The organism is Paracoccus marinaquae, assembly GCF_018860165.1.
Classification (GTDB): Bacteria; Pseudomonadota; Alphaproteobacteria; order Rhodobacterales; family Rhodobacteraceae; genus Paracoccus; species Paracoccus marinaquae.
This window is the reverse complement of sequence record NZ_JAHKNG010000037.1, coordinates 1-22,560: the sequence shown is the minus strand read 5'-3', so window position 1 is coordinate 22,560 and position 22,560 is coordinate 1. Positions and strand designations below refer to the sequence as shown.

Here is a 22,560-nt window from a genome sequence, read left to right as displayed (position 1 = left end):
AATCACTGCTGCTATAAAGGCAGGTCTGGGCGGTTGACGCCACCCCCGCTCTGCACTATCCAGCGGGCTTCAAACAACCGGCGCGTCCGCGCGGGGCGGGTTTATTCATCCTGCCCCCTTCGGCCGCCACCCGCAAGCTAAGACCCGGAGACCGACCATGAAGCGCACCTTCCAACCCTCGAACCTCGTTCGTGCGCGCCGTCACGGCTTTCGCGCCCGCATGGCCACCAAGGGCGGCCGCCGCGTGCTGAACGCCCGCCGCGCCAAGGGCCGCAAGCGCCTGTCGGCCTGACCGCACCCGGCGGCTTGCGCTGCCGGTACAAGGCTTTGGTGATGCCGCCCCTGCCCCATCCAGATGCTGACATGCAGCCGAAGGATGCCGGCAAGGCGGCATTTCGCGTCTCGCCCCCCCGCCGGGGATTGCCGCCCGTCCTGACCAGCCGCGCCGATTTCCTGGCGGCTGCAAAGGCGCGGCGTCAAGGCATGCCCGGCTTTCTGCTGCAGGCCCGTAACCGCGGCGATGACGGGCCGGCGCGGGTCGGCTTTACCTGTTCGAAGAAGATCGGCAATGCGGTGACGCGCAACCGCGCCAAGCGCCGGCTGCGCGAGGTCGCGCGGCTGCGCCTGCCACCGGCGGCACGTCCGGGTTGGGACTATGTGCTGGTCGGCCGCCCCGGCGCCACCATCAGCCGCGATTTCGCCGCGCTTTGCGAGGATCTGACCCGCGCCCTGCAGAAGGTGCATCAATGAGCCCGCTGGCCCATCTTCTGGCGCTGCCGGTCCGGGCCTATCGGCTGGTCGCCTCGCCCTGGGTCGGGCATGGCTGCCGCTTCCAGCCGACCTGCTCGGCCTATGCGCTGGAGGCGTTGGAGCGTCACGGCGCGATCCGGGGTGGCTGGCTGGCCGCGCGTCGCATCGCCCGCTGCCATCCCTGGGGCGGGCATGGCTTCGATCCGGTTCCCGGCGCAGATATGCATGATGATCCCGAAAGGCATTCCGATGCTGGATGATTCCGACGAGTCCGAAATCCACCCGCTGTTCGCCGGCGCGCCCTCGACGACCGAGTTCCGCAAGCTGCGCAAACGCCTTGTGCGCGAGACCCGCGCCGCGATCGAGGATTTCGGCATGATCCGCGAGGGTGATCGCTGGCTGATCTGCCTGTCGGGCGGCAAGGACAGCTATACCCTGCTTGCGGTGCTGCACGAACTGAAATGGCGCGGCCTGCTGCCGGTCGATCTGCTGGCCTGCAATCTCGATCAGGGTCAGCCCGGCTTTCCGGCCACCGTGCTGCCGGAATTCCTCAGCCAGCGCGGGGTCAGGCACCGGATCGAATATCAGGACACGTTTTCCATCGTCACCGACAAGATCCCGCAGGGGCGCACCTATTGCGCGCTCTGTTCGCGGCTGCGGCGCGGCAACCTGTATCGCATCGCCCGCGAAGAAGGGTGTTCCGCCGTCGTCCTGGGCCATCACCGCGACGACATTCTGGAAACCTTCTTCATGAACCTGTTCCATGGCGGGCGGCTGGCCACCATGCCGCCCAAGCTGCTGAACGAGGAGGGCGATCTGACCGTCCTGCGTCCGCTGGCCTATGTGGCCGAGGAGGATTGCGACCGTTTCGCCCGCGCCATGGCCTACCCGATCATCCCCTGCGACCTGTGCGGCAGTCAGGAAGGGTTGCAGCGTGTCCAGGTCAAGAAACTGCTGGACGAATGGGAGGCGCGTTCGCCCGGGCGCCGGCAGGTGATGTTCAGGGCGCTGATGAACATCCGCCCCTCGCATCTGCTGGACCCGAAACTGTTCGACTTTCAGGGACTGTTTCCGGATCGTTCAACTTTGTCCTAGTTTTCGCTTCGCATCCCGCCCGCATTAACCGGGTACAAAGCCTTCTTGCCTAGATCCTGTTGCGATGACACGCGAAAGGGCGGCTATGTGGGCGAAGCTGAGACAATCCGGGCAGGCGCTGTGGCGGGCGATGGGACCGGCAGACTCTACCTTGCAGGCAGCCGGGGCGCAGAGCGTGCTGCTGCTGCGGCTCGAGAATGTCGAACCATTGGCCGAGCATCTGGGTAAGGCCGGCTTCAGTCATCTTCTGGTCAAGCTCTCGATGCGGCTCAGCCGCGCCATCCGGCCCGACGACCCGGTGCAGATCATCGCCCAGGGCCTGTTCGGCATCACCCTGAGAAACCGCTCGGAGGAGGAGGCGATGCGCATCGCCCGGCGGCTGCAGGACCGGGCGCAGAAGCTGGTGCCGGTCGCCGGCCTGTCGGTGACGCCGGTGCTCAGCGGCGTGCTGGTCCATGCCGGGAACGCGATCCCGCGCGACCCCGTCGCAATGCTGCGCAGCGCCCGAAGCCGCCTTGATGACCTCGCCGCCGAACGGCTGGGAACCATCGCGCTTTTCGACCACGATTCGGAAATCCAGGCGCCCGATCTGCCCGCGACCATCGCCGAGGCGGCAGCGGCGGGTCAGATCACGGCCTATTTCCAGCCCCAGATCAGTTGCCATTCCGGGGAAGTGACGGGGTTCGAGGCGCTTGCACGCTGGCAGCACCCGACCCGCGGCCTGTTGCTGCCGGGCAGCTTCATGGCCCGGATGGGCGAACAGGATCACAAGGCCCTGACCCTGGCCATGCTGCGCCAGGCCATCGCCGCGCTGAGGTCCTGGGACGCGGCGGGCTGGCAGGTCCCCACGGTGTCGCTGAACATCTCGAACTCCGAACTGTCCGATCCCGGCTTCGCCGCCGGATTGCTGTGGGAGTTGGACCGTCAGGATGTCCGGCCCGACCGCCTGGTGCTGGAGGTGCTGGAAAGCGTCGCCCCGGTGACCAGCAGCCCGGCCGTTCGGGCCAACATATCGGCGCTTTCCCGGGCGGGCTGCAGGCTGGATCTGGACGATTTCGGGACCGGCTATGCCAGCCTTGACGCGATTCGCCAGTTCGGCGTGCACCGGATCAAGATCGACCGCAGTTTCGTGATGGGCTGCGACATCGACGACGCACAACAGCGGATGATCCTCGCCATCCTCGCCCTGGCCGAGCGGCTGGGCATCTCGGCCCTGGCCGAAGGCGTGGAAAGCCGCGAGGAACATGCCTTTCTGGCCCAGATGGGCTGCGACGAGGTCCAGGGCTACGCCATCGCCCGGCCAATGCCGCTGAGCGAAACGTTGGATTTCCTGCTGGATCACGCCAGGCACCGGGGCGCCCTGCCCGCCGTGCCGCGCAGCAATGCCGGCTGATCGCCTGGCCCCGTTCTCGACCGCCCCTTTCTTCGCTTCTGTCGCGGATTTTCAGGTCGATGGGGCCGGTTCTTGCCAAAGATGCTTGACCTTTGATGCCCCCTTCTGTTGAACCGGCGCGACTGACGCGATGACAGTGGTGAGGGCATGGACGACAATAACCGCAATCTGATCCTGGCGACGGTGCTGTCGTTTCTGGTGATCCTGATCTGGTACACCGTCTTCGCCCCCGATCCCCCGGCCGACCAACCGGCCCCGCAGCCGGTCGCCGAACAGGGTGCGGGTGGCAGCACGGCCGCGCCCGGGCCGTCCACCGCGACCGCCGATCTGGGCGCCGGGCCTGCAGGCGCCGACACGCCGCGGGCCGGTCGCGTGACGATCGAATCGCCCTCGCTGGCCGGGTCGATCTCGCTGGCCGGCGGCCGTATCGACGACCTGCTGCTGACCAAGTTCCAGGAAACCCTGAACCCGGATTCCCCCGATGTGCGGCTGCTGTCGCCGTCCTCGGCGACCGCCGATCCGGCGATCGAAACCGCCGGCGCAAAGCCCTATTACGCCGTCTATGGCTGGACCTCGGGTCCGGGCATCGACCCGGCACTGGTTCCCGGCCCCGCCACCATCTGGCAGGTCGAATCGGGCGACAGCCTCGCCCCGGGGCAGCCGGTCACGCTGATCTGGGACAATGGCGCCGGGCAGGTCTTCCGCCGCGTGTTCGAGCTGGACGACAACTATCTGTTCACCGTCTCGCAGTCGCTGACCAACAACGGCGACGCGGCCTTCAGCGCCGCACCCTATGGCATCATCGCCCGGCACGGCCAGCCCGACACGCAGAACTTCTTCGTGCTGCATGAAGGCGCAGTCGGCATGCATGACGGCGAGTTGCTGGAACTGGGTTACGACGACATCGCCGATCTTGACCCCGTCGCCCGCGAGGGCCGCGCCGATGTCATCCCGGTCAACGAGAATGGCTGGATCGGCTTCACCGACAAATACTGGATGACCTCGCTGGCGCCCGCGCCCGGCCATGCCTTCACCGCCGTGGTGAAATATGCCGAGGGCGCCGACATCTACCAGACCGAGGCACGCTATCCGCTGCAGACGGTGCAGCCGGGTGCCGAACTGACCTCGCGCGGCTATCTGTTCGCCGGCGCGAAGGTCTGGGAGGTCATCAAGGGCTATGAGGAAACGCCCGGCATCCAGCGTTTCATCGATTCGATCGACTGGGGCTGGTTCTATTTCCTGACCAAGCCGATCTTCCAGTTGCTGCACTGGCTGAACGGCCTGATCGGCAACATGGGCTGGGCGATCATCGCACTGACCTTCATCCTCAAGCTGCTGGTCTTCCCGCTGGCGCGCAAATCCTATGTCTCGATGGCGAAGATGAAGGAATTGCAGCCCGAGATGGAGGCCATCAAGGAGCGCACCGGCGACGACCGGGTGAAATACCAGAAAGAGGTGATGGAGCTTTACAAGACCCAGAAGGTGAACCCCGCCGCGGGCTGCCTGCCGGTTCTGTTGCAGATTCCGATCTTCTTCTCGCTCTACAAGGTGATCTTCGTCACCATCGAACTGCGCCACGCCCCCTGGGTGGGCTGGATCCGCGACCTCAGCGCGCCCGATCCCTCGAGCCTGCTGAACCTGTTCGGCCTGCTGCCCTATGCCGCGCCGGCGCAGGGGACCCTGCTGCACTCGTTGTCGCTGCCGGCGCTGGCCATCGTGCTGGGCATCAGCATGTGGATGCAGCAGCGGCTGAACCCCGCCCCGGCCGACCCGGCGCAGAAGATGATCTTTGCATGGATGCCCTGGGTGTTCATGTTCATGCTGGGCGGTTTCGCCTCGGGGCTGGTGCTGTACTGGATCACCAACAACGTCATCACCATCATCCAGCAATACACGATCATGTCCATGCACGGGCACCGTCCCGACCTGTTCGGCAACATCAAGTCGTCGATCCCCTCGCGGTCGGGCCGCAAGGGAGCCACACGGGGCAAGGACAAGTGACCGCGCGCCTGGCCCATATCCGCCGCCATCCGATCAAGGCGATCGGCGGCGAGGGGCTGAAGCGCGCAAGCCTGAGGGCCGCGCGGCGGTTGCCCGGCGACCGCGAATGGGCGGTGCTGACCGAGGCGGGCGAGCGGAATGCGCAGGCCAGCCAGACCGGCGGCGAGCCGGATCGCTGGCTGCCGAAATCCTGCTTTCTGCGCGGCGTTTCCTCGGCACCGCTGCAGGCCGTCACGGGCGGCTGGCAGGAAAGCCGGATCGCGCTGCGCCATCCGGCGCGCCCCGATCTGGTCTTCGACCCGGAAACCGAGGGCGTGCGGCTGATCGACTGGCTGCGCCCGCTCTGGCCCGCCGATGCCCCGGCCCCGACCCGGCTGGTGCGCGGGGCCGCGATCTGGACCGACAGCAAGTGGCCCTGGATCTCGATCCTGTCGCTTGGCAGTCTGGCCGATCTGGAACAGCGGGCGGGCAAACCGCTGGGCATTCGGCGCTGGCGCGGCAATCTGTGGATCGACGGCTGGGAACCCTTTGCCGAGGCGGGCATGGCCGGCCACATCATCCGGATCGGCGAGGTCGAGTTGCGCGTCACCGACCAGATCGGCCGCTGTGCGGCAACCAGCGCCGATACTGAGACCGGAAGCATGGATATCGACATGATCGAGACGCTGGAGCGCCATTACGGCAGCACCGATTTCGGCATCTATGCCGAGGTCGTCACCGGTGGCGAGATCGCCCTTGGCGACGAGGTCGCGGCATGAAGGTCGCCTTCCCGCTGGCCCCCGAACCCGAGGCCGAGGCGGCCGAGGCCGCGCGCCTGCTGTTCGCCGGCCCGGTGGATTTCCTCAAGGGCGTGGTCGCCATGGACGGTCTGCCCCCGGCCGACCGGCCCGAGGTCTGTTTCGCCGGGCGCAGCAATGTCGGCAAGTCCAGCCTGATCAACGCGCTGACCGGGCGCAAGGGCATCGCCCGGGCCTCGAACACGCCCGGCCGGACGCAGGAGATCAACTATTTCACCCTCGGCGAACAGGCCTATCTGGTCGATCTGCCCGGATACGGCTTCGCCAAGGCGCCGGTTGCGGTGGTGGCGAAGTGGCAGGCGCTGCTGAAAAGCTATCTCGCCGGGCGGCCGACCCTGCGCCGCGCCTTCTGCCTGATCGATGCGCGCCACGGCATCAAGCCGGTGGATCACGAGATCATGACCCTGCTGGACCGCTCGGCCGTGCCCTTCCAGGTGGTGCTGACCAAGGCCGACAAGCTGGGCCCGAACGCCATCAAGCCGGTGCTGGCGCAGGTCGAGGACGAGTTGCAGAAACATCCCGCGGCCTTCCCGCAACTGGTCGTCACCTCCTCGGACAAGGGTCAGGGCATCGCCACGCTGCGCGCCATCATTGCCGGGCTGGACTGACCCGCGGATGCGCCCTAGGGTCCCAGCCAACTTTCGGGGGTCGCAAGGATGAGAAAGCAGAACATGAACCGGGACTGGATCGCCACCGCTCGCACCCTGTCGGAAGCTCTGCCCTATCTGCAGCGCTATTCAGGCGCGGTCGTGGTGGTGAAGTTCGGCGGCAACGCGATGGGCGACGACGACGCGATGGCCGATTTCGCCCGCGATATCGTGCTGATGAAGCAGGTCGGCATGAACCCGGTCGTCTGTCACGGCGGCGGGCCGATGATCAACCAGTTGCTGGACAAGCTGGGCATCGAAAGCCATTTCGTGCGCGGCAAGCGGGTCACCACCAAGGAAACCGTCGAGGTGGTCGAGATGGTGCTGTCGGGGCTTGTGAACAAGCGCATCGTGCAGGCCATCAACGATGCCGGCGGCCGCGCGGTCGGCATCAGCGGCAAGGATGACGACATGATGGTCTGCGAGGCCGACGACCCGGAACTGGGTTTCGTCGGCCGCCCGATCGAGATGAACGTGCAGATCATCCGCGACCTTTATGCCGCCGGGATGATCCCGGTGATCGCCCCGGTGGCCACCGGCATGGAGGATAACGAGACCTTCAACGTCAACGGCGACACCGCTGCCGGCGCCGTGGCCGGGGCGCTGAAGGCCGACCGGCTGCTGCTCTTGACCGATGTGGCCGGCGTCAAGGACGCCTCGGGCGAGGTGGTGACGCAGTTGCATCCCGATCAGGTGCGCGCGATGATCGCCGACGGCCAGATCGCCGGCGGCATGATCCCGAAGACCGAAACGGCCCTGAAGGCCATCGAGGAGGGCGTGCGCGCGGTGGTGATCCTTGATGGCCGCGTGCCCAATGCCTGTCTGCTGGAACTGTTCACCGAACATGGCGCCGGCAGCCTGATCCGCACGACCGAGCCGCGGGTCAAGCCGCGCGGCTTGCGGCAGGGCGAGGATGGGCTGTGACGGGGCACCCGGCGACGAACTGACGCCGCCCCGCGGCCTGGTCGTCGCCGGCCAATGCGCGGATGGCGATGACACGGTTCTTCTGATCGCCCCTGACGAGCCGGACTTCTGGCGGATCTTCACCGCCGCGCCCGAATTCCGGGACGGCCAGGCCGACCCTCTGGACCGCTGGTCGAAGCACCTGATCCGGCCCTGGGCCGCGCAGATCGGCGGGCGCGCGGTCTTTCCCTCGGACGGGCCGCCCTTCGCCCCCTTCATCGGCTGGGCGCTGGCCAGCGGACGATGCTGGTCCTCACCCACCGGCATGCTGATCCATGACCGGATGGGCCTGTTCATCAGCTTTCGCGGGGCGGTGATCCTGCCGCAGCAACCGGCGCCAACGATGCCCGCCGCAGAGCCTCCCTGCCACGACTGCCCGCGTCCCTGTCTGACGGCCTGTCCGGTCAATGCCTTCACCGCTGAGGGTTATGACACCGCCCTCTGCCATGGCTGGCTGGACCGGCCCGAGGGGCGTAATTGCATCAGTGAGGGGTGTCGTGTCAGACGTGCTTGCCCGATCAGCAAAGGCTGTGGCAGGCTGCGCGAACAATCGGCTTGGCATATGAGGCAGTTCCACCCATGACCCCCTTTGGACATCGACGGCTGATCCTGACCCGCCACGCCAAATCGGCCTGGGACGACCCGACGCTTGCCGATCACGACCGGCCGCTGAATGATCGCGGCCGCCGCTCGGCACTCGCCCTGGGGGACTGGCTGGCCAGCCGTGGCTATGAGCCCGAGGAGGTGCTGTGCTCGTCCTCCCGGCGCACGCAGGAGACCTGGACGATGGTCGCCGGTGCGCCCTTGGAGGTCAGGCCGCTGCTGCGGATCGAGCCCGGCCTCTATCATGCCGGGCCGGACAAGATGCTGACGATCCTGCGCACGGCCAGCCATCCCACCGTGATGATGATCGGACACAACCCCGGAATCTCGGAATTCGCGGCGCTCCTGCCCGCACGGCCACCGCTGGACCCCGATTTTCGCCGCTATCCGACCGCGGCGACGCTGGTCGTGGATTTCCAGATCGACAGCTGGGCCGATGTCCGACCCGGCGAAGGCAGCGTCATGGATTTCGTGCGCCTCGACGGCCGCCGCTGAGCCGCCACCCCGCGATGCGTCAGCGGAAGGGCGGCGCGTAGAGCAGCCCGCCCTGCGTCCATTGCGCATTCAGACCGCGGGCCAGCCCGATCGGCGTCTGCTCGCCGATATTGGCCGCGAATATCTCGCCGTAATTGCCGACGGCCTGGATGGCGCGACGCGCCCAGTCCCTGTCCAGTCCCAGCATCACGCCAAGATCGTCGCTGACCCCCAGCAGCCGCTGCACCTCGGGGTTGCCCGATGCCTTGACCAGTTCCTCGATATTCTTCGAGGTGACGCCGTATTCTTCGGCCGCGATCAGCGCATAGAGCGTCCAGCGCACGATATCCGTCCAGCGCCCGTCATCCTGGCGCACCGCCGGACCCAGGGGTTCCTTCGAGATGATCTCGGGCAGAACGATGTGGTTTTCAGGATCCGCAAAAGCCGCGCGCGCCGCCGCCAGCCCCGACGCATCCCCGGTATAGGCCTCGCAATCGCCCGCCGCATAACTCCGCTCGCCCTCGGCGGCGCCGGCGATGTCGATCTGCTCAAGCACCATGCCGTTGACGCGGAAATAATCCGACAGGTTCTGCGCGGTGGTCGACGAGCTCTGGACGCAGATCGGGATGCTGTCCAGTTCCTTGACCGAAGTGACCCCCAGCGACTTGCGGACCATGAAACCCTGGCCGTCGTAATAGCTGACCCCGGGGAATTCCAGGTCAAGCGCCGTGTCGCGCGAAAAGGTCCAGGTCGAGTTGCGCGCCAGAAGGTCGATCTCGCCGTCCTGCAACTGCTGGAAGCGGCGTTCCGGATCCATCGGCACGAACTTGACCTTGGACGGGTCGCCCAGCACCGCCGCCGCGACGGCCCTGCAGAAAGACACGTCGAACCCGGTCCAGTTGCCATTCGCGTCCGGCGCCGCGAATCCGGCAAGCCCGGCATTGACCCCGCAAACCAGTTCCCCGCGCGACCGGACATCCGTCAGGACATCCGCCGAAGCCGCCATCGATAACCCGGAGACGATCACTGCGCCGAGTACAACGCTTCTATACATACCTGCCCCTTTTTCGGGTCTTCGAGCCTGCATCCCTGCCCGTGCCCATTGACGACATCGACGGTCGCTCGCCCGGTCCGTCGGCCAAGGCGCGGCTCAAGATAGGCGACATTGTGCCGATCCAGCCGGTCAGGTCAAGCGAGCCCTTGCCACAGCCAAATATTCAACCGACGCGCGACAGGTGCCAGAACCGCGCAGCCGAATGAATGGCCGCGCGCCGGGTTTCCGCCGTGAGTCGCGCCTCTTCGTCCTCGCCCCAGCGGGCGGCCTGAAATTTTTCGTCGATGCGCGACAGATGCCAGGCTTCCTCGGCCTCGATCCGGCCGCGCAGCACCGCCAGCCCGATGACCAGAGAGCCCGGCAGGGTCACAAGATCGTGCAGCGCCGTCAGCCCGAAGACGTCCAGCGCCTCGACCTCGGCGCGCAGCCGGGTCAGCGATTCGGGATCCTGCGGAATCGGGATCACCCCATGCGTGATCCGCAGGGGCGCGCGCAGTTCCGTCGCCGCCCAGTCGATCAGCGGATCCCAGCCCTCGGCCTGCATCCGCACCAGTTCCTCGGGCTGTTCGGCCCGGTAGGACAGCAGATCGGTGCCGCCGTAATCGGCCAGCATCGCCGCCACACCGGCGAATTGCGGGGCGACCTTCTCGATGGCGGAATTCGCCGCGCGGGTCAGGGGCATCGTGTTCGGATCGATCGCCTCGGTCTGCGCATCCCATTCGCCGGCCACCGCGCGGGCCAGCGCCGCGGTCGGCAGGATCAGCGGCTGCTTGCCCGGCGTGCGGACCGGGCGCCCATCCAGCGCAACCTCCCATCCCGTGCCGGCGGTCCGGATATCGGCGGCCTTCCAGAACCGCCGCGCCTTCCATTCACTCATTGCGCCCAGTCCTCGATGGCGGCGGTCAGCGCCGGGAAATCGGGCGCCACCAGCGCGGCGCCGGCCTGTTCCAGCGCCGCGGCCGGGTGATAACCCCAGGCGACGCCGAAACCCGTCGCCCCGGCCCCGCGCGCCATCTCGATATCGAAGGATGTGTCGCCGACCATCGCCGCCCGCCCGGCCTCGACGCCGCCCTCGGCGATCGCGGCCAGCAGCATCGCCGGGTGCGGCTTCGAGGGGTGATCGTCGGCCGTCTGCAGGGACACGAACCGCCCCACCAGCCCATGCGCCTCGATCATCGCGTCGAGGCCGCGCCGCGACTTGCCGGTGGCCACGGCCAGCAGCATGTCATCGCGCGCCGACAACCCATCTAGGCAGGCCATCGCACCGGGAAAGAGCGGCGCCTCCTCGGTCATCCGGCTCATCTGAAAGGCCGCGCGATACCCCGCGACGATACGCGCCTGGGTCGGCGGATCGGCCTCGGGCGCAAGCTGTGCCACCGCGACCGGCAGTGACAGTCCGACGATGCCCAGAATCTGCGGCCGCGGCAGCGGCGTCAGGCCGGCATGCTCGAAGGCCATGTCCATCGCCCGGCAGATATGGTGCTGGCTGTCCACCAGCGTCCCGTCCACGTCAAAGACAACCAGCCTCATGCGTCCTCCGCAAAGGGATCCTCGGGCACGTCATGCTCGTGCCATCCAAGGGCCTTCCATGTCCGCTGCATATGGTCGGGCAAGGGCGCGGTCAGGGTGATGCGCCGGTTCGTGACCGGGTGGTCGAAAGACAGGCTGCGGGCGTGCAGGTGCAGCTTGCGGCTGATCTCTCCACCCAGTTGCGCGCCCCAGCCATCGCCCAGGTTTTCCTGACCCGAGCCGCCATATTTGCCGTCCCCGACAATGGGATGGCCCAGTTCTGCCATATGCGCGCGCAGCTGATGGGTGCGCCCGGTGATCGGCACCAGCGCGCACCAGCTGGCCCGCGTCCCAAGCGCATCCAGCACGGCATAATCGGTGGTCGCGCGCTTGGCGCCCTCGGTCGCGTCGATGTCGCGCGGATGGACGGCGATCATCTTCTCGCCCTCGCCACCGCGACCGTGCCCCGGCGCCTTGACCAGCCCATAGCGGATCGTGCCCATGCGCGGGCTGGGAACGCCCGCGACCGCCGCCCAGTAGATCTTGCGCGTGGTCCGCGCCCGGAACGCCTCGGAAAGCGCGCGGGCGATGCGGTCGGTCCGCGCCAGCAGCAACAGACCCGAGGTATCCTTGTCCAGCCGGTGCACCAGCTTGGGCCGGTCCTTGTAGCCGAACATCAGCGCCCCGGTCAGCCCGTCCACATGGCGGCTGCCCTGCCCGCTGCCGCCCTGCGACGGCAGGCCCGGCGGCTTGTTCAGCGCGATGATATGCTGGTCCTTCCACAGTACCGCCGCCTGGATCATCTGCTGATCGCTGTCGGTGATGCGCGGCTCTGCGGCCTTCGCCGGCACGGGCTGGGCATCGGGCAGAGGCGGCACCCGCACCTCCTGCCCCGTCTCGATCCGGGTCGCGGCCTTCACCCGCCCGCCATCGACACGCAACTGTCCGGTGCGGCACATCTTCTCGACCGCGCCCTGGGTCAGTTGCGGGAACCGCTTCTTCAGCCAGCGGTCAAGACGCTGCTCGCCCTCGTCCGCGCCCACGCGGATGGTCTGGACGCCGCTCATGCCCACACCCCCCGGCCAAGGGCCAGCCCGGCGATCACCGCCGCCAGCGACAGCACGACCGAGGCCAGAACATAGACCAGCGCGCCGATCGCCTGCCCGCGCTCCCACAGGGTCAGCGCGTCCAGCGAGAAGGCGGAAAAGGTGGTGAACCCACCCAGCACACCGGCCAGCAGCAGCGGCGCATAATCACTGTTCCAGCGATGCGCCATGAAGGCCGCCAGCAGGCCCATGAGCAGACTGCCGGCGACATTGACCACGCCGGTTGCGACCGGAAAGCCCGGCCCGTGCAGCGGGATGGCACGATAGACGGCATAGCGCGCCGTCGCGCCGACCGCGCCGCCAAGCGCCACCTGAAGGAAGGGATTCATCATGGCGCGTCAATGTGGCGGGCCGCGCGCAAAGTCAACCGCCGCGCTTCAGGCGCTGGCTCACGAACCAGTCGAGGCGCTTCTTCAACTCGCGCTCGAAGCCGCGTTCGACCGGCAGATAGAGGACCGGACGCTTCATGCCGTCGGGGAAATAGTTCTGGCCCGAAAAGCCATCCTCGGCATCGTGGTCATAGGCATAGCCCGCGCCGTAGCCCTGTTCCTTCATCATCTTCGTCGGCGCGTTCAGGATATGGGCGGGCGGCATCAGGCTGCCGGTGCGCTTCGCCTCGGCGCGTGCGCCCTTGTAGGCCACGTACCCGGCGTTGGATTTCGGCGCCAGCGCCAGATAGATCACCGCCTGCGCCAGGGCCAGTTCGCCCTCGGGGCTGCCGAGACGCTCATACATCGCCCAGGCGTCCAGACAGTGCCGGGCTGCCGCCGGATCGGCGAGGCCGATATCCTCGACCGCCATGCGGGTGATGCGGCGGGCCAGATAGCGTGGATCCTCGCCGCCCTCCAGCATCCGCGCCAGCCAGTAGAGCGCCGCGTCCGGGTCCGAGCCGCGCACGGATTTGTGCAGGGCCGAGATCAGGTTGTAATGCTCGTCGCCGGACTTGTCGTATTTCGCCGCCCGCCGCATCAGCCGCTGGGCCATGGCGGGCGCATCGACCGGCTTGTCGGTCTTCCATGCCGCCACCTGCTCGATCAGGTTCAGCACCGCGCGGCCATCGCCATCGGCCATCTCCAGAAGCGCCGCGCGCGCCTCGGCGGTCAGCGGCAGCTTGCGGTCCAGTTCCTTCTCGGCCCGCCGGGCCAGACGCTCCAGATCGGCAGGGCCAAGGCGCTCCAGCACGATCACCTGCGCCCGCGACATCAGCGCGGCGTTCAGTTCGAACGAGGGGTTCTCGGTCGTGGCGCCGACCAGAAGGATGGTGCCATCCTCCATATGCGGCAGGAACCCGTCCTGCTGCGCCTTGTTGAAGCGGTGAATCTCGTCGACGAACAGCAGCGTGCCGCGACCCTGCTGGCGGCGCAGCCTGGCGGCCTCGAAGACTTTGCGCAGATCGGGAACGCCGGTGAAGATGGCGCTGATCTGGACGAAGGCCAGATCGGTCTCGTCTGCCAGAAGCCGGGCAATGGTGGTCTTGCCGACGCCGGGCGGTCCCCACAGGATCAGCGAGGACAGGCTTCCCGACGCCAGCATCGACCCCAGGGGCCCGTCCGGTCCCAGAACCTTGTCCTGGCCGATCACATCGCTCATGCGCACCGGGCGAATGCGATCGGCCAAGGGCCTTACCGCCGGGGACGGCGGCGGGCTGGAGGACGGGCTTGTATCGAACAGATCGGCCATGACGGCGCCATACTAGGGCCACCGCCGGGGGGCGAACAGCCCCTTCCGCCGTCCTGCCGGATCAGTGCATCTTGCCCGCCAGGTTGATCGACACGCACTGGAAGTCGCCGTCGTCGATCCACATCACCCGGCCGATGGCCTCGGCTTCCAGACCGCAGCGGCCATACCAGCGCGGCCAGTTGGCACCGGTCAGCGCGATCAGCCGGGTGGCGCCCAGTTCGCGCGCCGATCCGGTCATCGCCTCGACCATCTTGAAATGCACCTTGCGGCGGTACATCTGCGGGATCGAATGGCTGACGAAGACACGCGAGCATTCCCAGGTGTGTTCGTCCACCGGCGCCTCTTCAAACAGCAGATCCTGCGGGATCGAGCCACCGAGGATGCCCTTCTGCGCATCGCGGATCATGTAGCTGTAGATGCCGCAGCGCGCCGTGGTCGGCGTCAGGCGGATGCCGGCCATGACCTCGCCCTTGTCGTGGATGGCGATCCAGCGGCTCTGCGGCGTGTCGTACTGGTCGAACTCCATGTCGTCGGCCTCGGGCAGGTCCCAGTTCTTCTGAACGATGAAACTCTGCTTGCGGGCACGAAACAGGTTGGCGAAAAGCTCGCCGTGGTTGTGGAGGTTCGAGAATGAAAGGGTGGTCGTCTGCATATTACGTACTCCTGGGGTGTGAGGTATCCCCCACTGCCTCACGGTTCCCCTGGGCGAACGCCTCTAGAGCAGTCGGTATTCCTTGGCCCGTTGCAGCGCCTCGGCGGTGGTTCTGGCCTTCAGTCTTTCCCGGACCGAGATCAGCCTCGCCTTGAACGCGCTTTCGGTAATACCAAGTTTGGCTGCCGCTGCCGCGTGACGATCGCCCTCCGCGATGCAACGAAGGGCTTCTTTCTGAGCCTTTGTCAGGCTCGCCGGCGGCTCCGTGATGTCGTGAAGCCGTCGTACCGTTGCCGAGATGTCGGTGATCTCGTCATCCGTGAACTCGCGATCATCGCGCGCGAAGCTGGCGATGGTGCGGGAATTGATGGGTCCGTAGGACACCGTCAACCCGAAGATCAGACCGTGATCGGCCGCGTCCTTCAGGATGTTGAACGGGTCCGGGATCGGCAGGCTGGACCAGCGACAGGAGCCCGTGGTGGAAAACCCCCAGGCGATGGTCGGGTCGCGAAGCGCATAGCCGTTCTGCGAATAGAACTCTGACCACTCTTCGGCATAGGTCTGAAACTGCATCAGCGGCGCGGCAAAACGGATATGCAGGCCAACGAAGTAGCCTGACGGGGCGAACTTGCCCAGTTTCCGTAAACCGGCGTTTATGTCTGCGCGTGAGGACATGACTTTTTAGACAAATTGCGTTGGTGGCCGTCAACGTTCAAAGTAAACATGGAACATTTTTGTTGCTAGTCTGTTAATTGTGCCGGAGTTCTAGCGATGATCAAGTCCGACGCGACGTCCCTCCTGCCGAAAGATATGCGCCAGCAATTGCTGGCGCTCGAGCAAGCCGGGCTCCTGAACGCCGCAGAACGGCGCGAGGTCGGCGTGGCTCTTTTGCAGCGACTTGCCGATCCTGCAATTCCCTTCAACTCGTGGCTCGGCAACAAAAATGCCCCGCCGATCGCGCAGCGGGGCATGTGATTCGCTTGCAAGCCCCCTGATATCAGGGGGCTTCCGAGGCACTCATTCCTCGGCTTCGGCCTCGATCCGGGCGCGGTCGCCGGCGCCCTTGGCGGCGGGATCGCGGTCAACCAGTTCGATGATCGCCATCGGGGCCATGTCGCCATAGCGGAAGCCGGCCTTCAGGACGCGGACATAGCCGCCCTGACGTTCCTTGTAACGCCCGCCCAGAACCTCGAACAGCTTCGCGACATGCGCGTCCTGCTTCAGTTGGGCGGCGGCCTGACGGCGGGCGTGCAGATCGCCGCGCTTGGCCAGCGTGATCAGCTTCTCGACGATCGGGCGCAGTTCCTTGGCCTTGGGCAGCGTGGTCTTGATCTGCTCATGCTCGATCAGCGAGCCGGCCATGTTGGCGAACAGCGCCTTGCGGTGTTCGTGGGTGCGGTTCAGACGGCGATAGCCGCGGGCGTGACGCATGATGGGTCTCCTTTGACGTCTTTTGCTTTGTCCGGCGGTCCATGCGTGCGGGCCGCTCTCCTTGGGGCGGGATGCCCGGGTGGGAAGGTGGGGTCCTGCCCCACCCTGCCCGAATTCAGAACTGGTCGTCGAAACGCTTGGCCAGATCCTCGATATTCTCCGGCGGCCAGTCGACGACATCCATGCCCAGATGCAGGCCCATGCCCGACAGCACTTCCTTGATCTCGTTCAGAGACTTGCGGCCGAAGTTCGGGGTCCGCAGCATCTCGGCCTCGGTCTTCTGGATCAGGTCGCCGATATAGACGATATTGTCGTTCTTCAGACAGTTGGCCGAGCGGACCGACAGTTCCAGCTCGTCGACCTTCTTCAGCAGGCGCGGATCGAATTCCAGCCCGTCGTCGCTGTCCTGACGGTTCGAGGATTCCGGCTCGTCGAAGTTGACGAAGACCGACAGCTGATCCTGAACGATGCGCGCGGCATAGGCCACCGCGTCTTCCGGGGTCAGCGAACCATCCGTCTCGATCTTCATGGTCAGCTTGTCATAGTCCAGCACCTGCCCCTCGCGGGTCGGGGTGACCTCATAGCTGACGCGCTTGACCGGCGAGAAGATCGCGTCGATCGGGATCAGGCCGATGGGCGCATCCTCGGGGCGGTTCTTGTCGGCGGCGACATAGCCCTTGCCGGTGGCAACGGTCAGCTCCATGTTGAACTCTGCGCCCTCGTCCAGATGACAGATGACGTGGTCGCGGTTCAGGACGGTGATCCCGGCGGTTTCCTGGATGTCGCCGGCCCTGACCTCGCCCGGCCCCTTGGCGCTCAGCGCCAGCCGTTTCGGTCCCTCGACATCCATCCGCAGGGTCACGCCCTTCAGGTTCAGAACGATGTCGGTCACATCCTCGCGGACGCCGGCCACGCTGCTGAATTCATGCAGAACATTGTCGATCTGAACCGAGGTGATCGCGCCACCCTGCAACGAGGACAGCAGCACCCGGCGCAGCGCATTGCCCAGCGTCAGACCGAAGCCGCGCTCGAGCGGTTCGGCCACCAGGGTTGCGGTACGTGTCGCGTCTGCGCCCGGCTTGACAACCAGTTGCGTCGGCTTGATCAGTTCGGCCCAATTCTTGTGGATCATGGCTTGGCCTCCATTCTAGTTGCCGGCCCATGACCAAGGTCGGCAACGCCCGAGGTAAAATGCGAAAACCCGAACCGCGCGGATGATGCGCGGTCCGGAAAAGATTGATCCGAAATCAGACGCGGCGACGCTTGGGCGGGCGGCAGCCGTTATGGGCGATCGGCGTCACGTCGCGGATGGCGGTGATGTTGAAGCCAACGGCGGCCAGCGCGCGCAGCGCCGACTCGCGGCCCGAACCGGGGCCCTGCACCTCGACCTCCAGCGTCTTCACGCCGTGTTCCTGCGCCTTGCGGCCGGCGTCTTCGGCGGCCATCTGTGCGGCATAGGGGGTCGATTTGCGCGAGCCCTTGAAGCCCATGGTGCCGGCCGACGACCATGCGATCGCGTTGCCCTGCACGTCCGAGATCAGGATTTTGGTGTTGTTGAAGCTGGAATTCACATGCGCCACGCCGGCGGCGATGTTCTTGCGTTCCTTGCGCTTCATGCGGGTCTTGTCGCGTGCCATGTCCGGTCCCCCTTACTTCTTCTTGCCGGCGATCGGCTTCGCCGGGCCCTTGCGGGTGCGGGCATTGGTGTGGGTGCGCTGACCGCGGACCGGCAGGCCGCGGCGGTGACGCAGCCCGCGATAGGACCCCAGGTCCATCAGGCGCTTGATGTTCATCTGCGTGTCGCGGCGCAGGTCGCCCTCGACGGTCAGGTTCGCGTCGATATATTCGCGGATCTGCAGCACTTCGGCATCCGACAGATCATTCACGCGGCGGGCGCGGTCGATGCCGACGGCCTCGCAGATCTGTTCGGCGAACATCGGGCCGATACCGTGGATATAAGTCAGAGAGATGGGGACACGTTTCCCCGTCGGAATGTTGACGCCAGCAATACGAGCCACGCGTTATCCTTTTCGGTTGCGGTTCCGTAACCCCGGAACCTTTTTTCACAACGTAAGGCCCGAAAGCCATGCCTTCGGGCCAGTCCATGGTCCACCCGATGGATTCGGGTGATTCTCTTGCGAGAAGTCGTGATCTAAAGGCAGGCGCCTGCCCCGTCAAGGGCAGGCGCGCAGAAATCACTTGACAAGCGGATCAAGGCTTCCCCGGGGTCACTTCCCGTCCAGCGCCGCGGCGATCTCGGCGGCGACATCGTCCATGGCCCCCAGCCCGTCCACCGGCGCCAGCTTGCCCTTGGCATGGTAATAGCCGATCAGCGGCGAGGTCTTCTTGTAGTATTCCAGCAAGCGGGTGCGCAGGCTGTCCTCGTTGTCATCGGCGCGGCGCTTCAGATCGGTCGAGCCGCAGACATCGCAAACGCCCGGCTTGGCGGTCGGCTTGGTCTCGTCGTGATAGACCTCGCCGCAATTGCCGCAGGTGAAGCGCTTGGTGATGCGATTGACCAGCGCCTCGTCATCGACCCGCATCTCGATCACCGAATCGAGGCTCATGCCGGTCTCGTCCAGCAGCGCCCCCAGGGCATCGGCCTGCCCCAGCGTCCGCGGGAAGCCGTCGAAGATGAAGCCCTTGCCACCCTCGGCCAGCTTTTCGCGGATCAGGCCGATGACGATCTCGTCCGTGACCAGTTCGCCCCGGTCCATCACCTCGGCCACGCGCTTGCCCATCTCGGTGCCCGAGCTGCGCGCCTCGCGCAGCATGTCGCCGGTGGACAGCTGCACCATGCCCCGCTCATCCACCAGCTTGCGCGCCTGCGTGCCCTTGCCGGCGCCCGGAGGCCCCAGAAGAATGATGTTGATCGTCATGATGTCTGTCCCCTTGGCTGGTCGTATTGTCGGCCGTATCAGCGCCGGGACGGTGCCCGGCGCGGCTTTGCGCTTCCCGGCTTGCGTTTACCACGCAGCTGGGATTTCTCAATCAGGCCTTCGTACTGGTGGGCCAGAAGATGGCTTTGCACCTGGTTGATCGTGTCCATCGTCACCGAGACCACGATCAGAAGCGATGTCCCGCCGAAATAGAAGGGGATCGACCACTGGCTGCGCAGCACCTCGGGCAGCAGGCAGACCGCCGTCAGATAGGCCGCACCGACCACCAGCACCCGGTTGACCACATAGTCCAGATATTCCTCGGTCCGCTTGCCCGGCCGGATCCCCGGAATGAAGCCGCCCTGGTTCTTCAGGTTCTCGGCCACATCATCGGATTTGAAGCTGACGTTCTGGGTGTAGAAATAGGTGAAGAAGACGATCATCAGCGCGTAGAACAGCAGGTAAAGCGGCTGTCCGGGTCCGAAATAGGCCAGCAGCGTCGACATGATCGGCCCGGTCTGATTGCCCGAGAAGGTCGAGATCGTGACCGGCAGCAGCAGAAGCGAGCTGGCAAAGATCGCCGGGATCACGCCGGCCGGGTTCACCTTGACCGGCAGGTGGCTGGACTGGCCGTCATAGATCTTCATCCCCACCTGACGGCGCGGATACTGGATGCGGATCTTGCGCAGCGCGCGTTCCATGAACACGACGAAGGCAATCACCGCGACGATCATCACGATCACGCCCAGGATCACCGGGGTCGAGATCGCGCCCGAGCGCCCCTGCGCGAAGAAATTCGCCAGTGCCGCCGGAATCTCGGCCACGATGCCGACGAAGATGATCAGGCTGATGCCGTTGCCGATGCCGCGGGCCGTGATCTGCTCGCCGATCCACATCAGGAACATGGTCCCGCCGACCAGGGTGATGACCGCCGAGGCCTGGAAGAACAGGCCCGGATCATGCGCCAGCCCACCGGCCTCGAGGCTGCGCGCAAGCCCGTAGGCCTGGAACAGCGCCAGCGCCACCGTGCCATAGCGGGTGTACTGGTTGATCTTCTTGCGGCCCTGCTCGCCCTCTTTCTTCAGCTGCTCGAGCGCGGGGACCATGGAGGCCAGCAGCTGCACGATGATCGAGGCGCTGATATAGGGCATGATGCCCAGTGCGAAGACGCCCATCCGCCCCAGGGCACCGCCGGTGAACATCGACAGCATCCCGCCGATCCCCGATTGCGCCTGCTCCATGAAGTTGCGCAGGGCGGCGCCGTCGATGCCCGGCACCGGGATATAGGTGCCCAGGCGATAGATGATCAGAAGCCCGATCGTGAACCAGATGCGCTGGCGAAGTTCCGTGGCCTTCCCGAGCGCCCCCCATGAGAGGTTCGCGGCCATCTGTTCTGCGGCTGACGCCATATCTATCCGTCCCGTGTCATGACAGCGCCGCCGGCCCGTTTCCGGGGACCGGCGGCGCCAGGAAAACCTGTTCGCTATCTATGGGGCGCGGAGGCCCCGTTCAACAGCTTATTCCGCCGCCGCGACTGCCGCGGGCAGCGTCACCTTGCCGCCGGCCTTCTCGACGGCCTCGACGGCCGATTTCGACGCACCGGTGACGGCGATGTTCAGCGCCGCCTTCAGCTCACCCTTGGCCAGCAGGCGCACGCCATCCAGCTTGCGGCGCACGACGCCGGCGGCGACCAGCGCGTCCTCGGTCACATCGGCCGAGGCATCCAGCTTGCCGGCGTCGATGAAGACCTGCAGCTGGCCCAGATTGACCACCGCGAAGGATTTCGCATTGGGCTTGGTGAAGCCGCGCTTCGGCAGGCGGCGATAGAGCGGCATCTGGCCGCCTTCATAGCCGTTCAGCGCCACGCCCGACCGCGACTTCTGGCCCTTGATACCACGGCCGGCGGTCTTGCCCTTGCCCGAGCCGGGACCGCGCGCCACGCGCTTTTTCTTGCGGTTCGCGCCGTCATTGTCGCGAATTTCATGCAGTTTCATGTCGCTTCTCCTTGGCCGGACACGTCCCCGAAGCGATGATGGGACGGACACGGCATTTCTTGCTTCGTTGAGTCGCACCCGTTGCGGGTACCGCGCGCTGATAGCGAAGCCGGCGGGTCCGGTCAAGGCGACACGGGTGCCCCACGGATCATCGCCCCTGGTCTTGCGTCCCGCGATGGCGAGGGGTGTTGTATCCCAAAACTCCTGATACCCTGTCCAAAAGGGTTTGATGCGTTAAGACCCATAAACTTCTCGCGCTTATCCGATATCGTCACGGGCCGTCGCAAGGTGGGTTAGCGGCGTTTCTGCGCTCACCGATGGACGGTGGCGTGGCTGATATGGCGGTCGGGCGGGAAGTGTTCGGCGATGGCGGCGGCGACCTGATGATAGGTCAGCCGGTCGAGGCGGGCGAGGATGAAGGCTTGCAGCTCGGGGTCGGTGTCGATGATCGCTGGGCGGCCCGAGCGGTGGGCGCGACGGTGTTCGGTCGACGGCACATCGCATGGCGGAAGCTGTGACAGGGAATGTTGCAGTGCCGCGCCGCGCAGCTGTTCAAGCGCGGCTTCAAGCCGGGCGAGTGTTCCGCGCATCACCTCGATTTCGGCGCGGACCGTGTCAATCTCGGTTAGGAGGTCAATCATCGGCGGCCGCGCAAGGAGTTTGAAGCCGCGCAGATGGGTGTCGCCGCCCCTTTTCCGCCCGTATGTCTGGCATCGAGCCTGAACCGGAACAGGGCGGCGACGATGCGCCGGAATGCCGAGTAACGGCGCATATTCCTATTTCAGATCGTCGGGCGACAGGCCGAGCTGTTCGCAGATCGCCCGTTCATCGGCGCTGGCCGGTTTGCGCCCGCGCACGTCCGGGCTGGCATCGTGCAAGCGGCTCGGGCGAAGCAGGTGGGCATAGGCCGGCGTGGCGGTCGTCACGAAACTGTCGAAGCTCGCTTCGTTCTGGGTGCAGAGCGCGATGGCCCAGTCACGCATGGCCGGTGTCAGGTATTCCGCATCCATCGCCTGTTGGACCTTGGCTTCGGCCGCCCGTGCGGCGTTGTCGCCGGCCGCGCCGTTGCGCTGCTTCAGCAGATCGGCCACGGCCTCGATGGGGACATAGCGCGCCGGATCGGGCGCCGTCTGCGCATTGATCGCGGTCAGGATCGAATTGGCATCGGCGGCTTCGTCCAGGCCGAGGGCTGCGGCGATGCGCGACAGATCGGTGGGCGCGGGTTCCTCAAGCGGGTCGGGCATGGTCATCTCCTGTTCGGAAAGGGCGGTCAGGGCGAGGTTGGGGCGGTGGACAAGGCCCGCTCCGATCAGGCGCAGGACCTGCCCGGTGGTCGGGTGATAGTGCAGGACGGGCGACAGGAACCGGTATTCGCGGTTGGCGATCATCTCGGCCGCGCGGCCGGTCGGGAGTGTCAGGAACTCTGTGTATCTGATCCGGCCCATGCAGTTTCAGATACTCAAGCGGCGAAGCGCTCGCCGAACATTATGGCGAACTGGTTGCGGGCCGCAAACCATTCCCGGACGTTTCGG

Annotated in this window: 29 protein-coding genes; 12 read left to right on the top strand and 17 right to left on the bottom strand. The window is 66.1% G+C overall.

Features of this window, described 5'->3' with window-relative positions; all coding sequences use genetic code 11:
- Positions 1 to 157 precede the first annotated feature (157 nt).
- The 11 genes from rpmH (at position 158) to KNW02_RS16220 (ending at position 8,744) form a co-directional block, all read left to right on the top strand.
- A complete protein-coding gene (gene rpmH / locus KNW02_RS16270) occupies positions 158 to 292 on the top strand; it encodes a 50S ribosomal protein L34 (protein ID WP_028725980.1) in 135 nt (44 codons plus the stop codon).
- 71 nt (positions 293 to 363) lie between these two features.
- Positions 364 to 750 carry a ribonuclease P protein component gene (gene rnpA, locus KNW02_RS16265; protein ID WP_216034302.1) on the top strand — a complete coding sequence of 129 codons (387 nt, stop codon included), beginning with the start codon at positions 364 to 366 and terminating at the stop codon, positions 748 to 750.
- Positions 747 to 1,010 (top strand): membrane protein insertion efficiency factor YidD, encoded by a 264-nt coding sequence (gene yidD / locus KNW02_RS16260; RefSeq protein WP_216034301.1) that lies wholly within the window; start codon positions 747 to 749, stop codon positions 1,008 to 1,010. The genes rnpA and yidD overlap by 4 nt, the downstream gene beginning before the upstream one ends.
- Positions 1,000 to 1,845, top strand: a complete 846-nt coding sequence (gene ttcA / locus KNW02_RS16255) for a tRNA 2-thiocytidine(32) synthetase TtcA (protein ID WP_216034300.1) — start codon at positions 1,000 to 1,002, stop codon at positions 1,843 to 1,845. Before yidD ends, ttcA begins: the two co-directional genes overlap by 11 nt.
- Before the next feature lie 85 nt (positions 1,846 to 1,930).
- Positions 1,931 to 3,238 carry a GGDEF domain-containing phosphodiesterase gene (locus KNW02_RS16250; RefSeq protein ID WP_216034299.1) on the top strand — a complete coding sequence of 436 codons (1,308 nt, stop codon included), beginning with the start codon at positions 1,931 to 1,933 and terminating at the stop codon, positions 3,236 to 3,238.
- Between the two features lie 147 nt (positions 3,239 to 3,385).
- A complete protein-coding gene (gene yidC / locus KNW02_RS16245; RefSeq protein WP_216034298.1) occupies positions 3,386 to 5,239 on the top strand; it encodes a membrane protein insertase YidC in 1,854 nt (617 codons plus the stop codon).
- Complete coding sequence (locus tag KNW02_RS16240) at positions 5,236 to 5,997, top strand: MOSC domain-containing protein (RefSeq protein WP_216034297.1); 762 nt, start codon at positions 5,236 to 5,238, stop codon at positions 5,995 to 5,997. Before yidC ends, KNW02_RS16240 begins: the two co-directional genes overlap by 4 nt.
- The gene (gene yihA, locus KNW02_RS16235; protein ID WP_216034296.1) at positions 5,994 to 6,644 is read left to right on the top strand and encodes a ribosome biogenesis GTP-binding protein YihA/YsxC; all 651 of its coding nucleotides are present in this window, start codon (positions 5,994 to 5,996) and stop codon (positions 6,642 to 6,644) included. The genes KNW02_RS16240 and yihA overlap by 4 nt, the downstream gene beginning before the upstream one ends.
- Positions 6,645 to 6,707: 63 nt before the next feature.
- Positions 6,708 to 7,607, top strand: coding sequence for an acetylglutamate kinase (argB, locus tag KNW02_RS16230; protein ID WP_216034318.1), 900 nt, complete (start codon positions 6,708 to 6,710; stop codon positions 7,605 to 7,607).
- Complete coding sequence (locus tag KNW02_RS16225; RefSeq protein WP_216034295.1) at positions 7,597 to 8,229, top strand: ferredoxin; 633 nt, start codon at positions 7,597 to 7,599, stop codon at positions 8,227 to 8,229. The genes argB and KNW02_RS16225 overlap by 11 nt, the downstream gene beginning before the upstream one ends.
- Positions 8,226 to 8,744, top strand: a complete 519-nt coding sequence (locus tag KNW02_RS16220; RefSeq protein ID WP_216034294.1) for a SixA phosphatase family protein — start codon at positions 8,226 to 8,228, stop codon at positions 8,742 to 8,744. The genes KNW02_RS16225 and KNW02_RS16220 overlap by 4 nt, the downstream gene beginning before the upstream one ends.
- 19 nt (positions 8,745 to 8,763) lie before the next feature.
- Here the strand turns inward: KNW02_RS16220 and KNW02_RS16215 are convergent, their stop codons facing one another.
- From KNW02_RS16215 to KNW02_RS16180, 8 genes are all read right to left on the bottom strand, one after another.
- Positions 8,764 to 9,777: an amino acid ABC transporter substrate-binding protein gene (locus KNW02_RS16215; RefSeq protein ID WP_216034293.1), complete on the bottom strand. Its 1,014-nt coding sequence runs from the start codon at positions 9,775 to 9,777 to the stop codon at positions 8,764 to 8,766.
- Positions 9,778 to 9,940: 163 nt separating this feature from the next.
- Positions 9,941 to 10,654 (bottom strand): ATP12 family chaperone protein, encoded by a 714-nt coding sequence (locus tag KNW02_RS16210; protein ID WP_216034292.1) that lies wholly within the window; start codon positions 10,652 to 10,654, stop codon positions 9,941 to 9,943.
- On the bottom strand, positions 10,651 to 11,307 hold the full coding sequence (locus KNW02_RS16205) for an HAD-IA family hydrolase (protein ID WP_216034291.1): 657 nt from the start codon (positions 11,305 to 11,307) through the stop codon (positions 10,651 to 10,653). Before KNW02_RS16205 ends, KNW02_RS16210 begins: the two co-directional genes overlap by 4 nt.
- Entirely contained in the window at positions 11,304 to 12,353 is a 1,050-nt protein-coding gene (locus tag KNW02_RS16200) for an RluA family pseudouridine synthase (RefSeq protein ID WP_216034290.1), read from the bottom strand. The genes KNW02_RS16205 and KNW02_RS16200 overlap by 4 nt, the downstream gene beginning before the upstream one ends.
- Entirely contained in the window at positions 12,350 to 12,724 is a 375-nt protein-coding gene (crcB, locus tag KNW02_RS16195; protein WP_216034289.1) for a fluoride efflux transporter CrcB, read from the bottom strand. Before crcB ends, KNW02_RS16200 begins: the two co-directional genes overlap by 4 nt.
- Before the next feature lie 31 nt (positions 12,725 to 12,755).
- Positions 12,756 to 14,072, bottom strand: coding sequence for a replication-associated recombination protein A (locus tag KNW02_RS16190; protein ID WP_216034288.1), 1,317 nt, complete (start codon positions 14,070 to 14,072; stop codon positions 12,756 to 12,758).
- A gap of 61 nt (positions 14,073 to 14,133) precedes the next feature.
- Positions 14,134 to 14,724 carry an acyl-homoserine-lactone synthase gene (locus tag KNW02_RS16185; protein ID WP_216034287.1) on the bottom strand — a complete coding sequence of 197 codons (591 nt, stop codon included), beginning with the start codon at positions 14,722 to 14,724 and terminating at the stop codon, positions 14,134 to 14,136.
- 63 nt (positions 14,725 to 14,787) lie between these two features.
- The gene (locus KNW02_RS16180) at positions 14,788 to 15,399 is read right to left on the bottom strand and encodes a helix-turn-helix transcriptional regulator (protein WP_216034286.1); all 612 of its coding nucleotides are present in this window, start codon (positions 15,397 to 15,399) and stop codon (positions 14,788 to 14,790) included.
- 96 nt (positions 15,400 to 15,495) lie between these two features.
- Between KNW02_RS16180 and KNW02_RS16175 the strand changes: the two genes are divergently transcribed.
- A complete protein-coding gene (locus tag KNW02_RS16175) occupies positions 15,496 to 15,699 on the top strand; it encodes a hypothetical protein (protein ID WP_216034285.1) in 204 nt (67 codons plus the stop codon).
- Positions 15,700 to 15,741: 42 nt separating this feature from the next.
- Here the strand turns inward: KNW02_RS16175 and rplQ are convergent, their stop codons facing one another.
- The 9 genes from rplQ to KNW02_RS16130 form a co-directional block, all read right to left on the bottom strand.
- Positions 15,742 to 16,155: a 50S ribosomal protein L17 gene (gene rplQ, locus KNW02_RS16170; protein WP_216034284.1), complete on the bottom strand. Its 414-nt coding sequence runs from the start codon at positions 16,153 to 16,155 to the stop codon at positions 15,742 to 15,744.
- Between the two features lie 115 nt (positions 16,156 to 16,270).
- Entirely contained in the window at positions 16,271 to 17,287 is a 1,017-nt protein-coding gene (locus KNW02_RS16165; RefSeq protein ID WP_216034283.1) for a DNA-directed RNA polymerase subunit alpha, read from the bottom strand.
- Positions 17,288 to 17,402: 115 nt separating this feature from the next.
- Positions 17,403 to 17,792, bottom strand: coding sequence for a 30S ribosomal protein S11 (rpsK, locus tag KNW02_RS16160; RefSeq protein WP_216034282.1), 390 nt, complete (start codon positions 17,790 to 17,792; stop codon positions 17,403 to 17,405).
- Positions 17,793 to 17,804: 12 nt separating this feature from the next.
- A complete protein-coding gene (gene rpsM, locus KNW02_RS16155) occupies positions 17,805 to 18,173 on the bottom strand; it encodes a 30S ribosomal protein S13 (RefSeq protein ID WP_216034281.1) in 369 nt (122 codons plus the stop codon).
- A gap of 210 nt (positions 18,174 to 18,383) precedes the next feature.
- Positions 18,384 to 19,034, bottom strand: coding sequence for an adenylate kinase (locus tag KNW02_RS16150; RefSeq protein ID WP_216034280.1), 651 nt, complete (start codon positions 19,032 to 19,034; stop codon positions 18,384 to 18,386).
- A 38-nt stretch (positions 19,035 to 19,072) separates the two neighbouring features.
- A complete protein-coding gene (gene secY, locus KNW02_RS16145; protein WP_216034279.1) occupies positions 19,073 to 20,443 on the bottom strand; it encodes a preprotein translocase subunit SecY in 1,371 nt (456 codons plus the stop codon).
- Positions 20,444 to 20,551: 108 nt separating this feature from the next.
- On the bottom strand, positions 20,552 to 21,028 hold the full coding sequence (rplO, locus tag KNW02_RS16140; RefSeq protein WP_216034278.1) for a 50S ribosomal protein L15: 477 nt from the start codon (positions 21,026 to 21,028) through the stop codon (positions 20,552 to 20,554).
- Between the two features lie 311 nt (positions 21,029 to 21,339).
- Positions 21,340 to 21,669, bottom strand: coding sequence for a hypothetical protein (locus KNW02_RS16135; RefSeq protein WP_216034277.1), 330 nt, complete (start codon positions 21,667 to 21,669; stop codon positions 21,340 to 21,342).
- Positions 21,670 to 21,804: 135 nt separating this feature from the next.
- A complete protein-coding gene (locus KNW02_RS16130; RefSeq protein ID WP_216034276.1) occupies positions 21,805 to 22,473 on the bottom strand; it encodes a phage protease in 669 nt (222 codons plus the stop codon).
- Positions 22,474 to 22,560 lie beyond the last annotated feature (87 nt).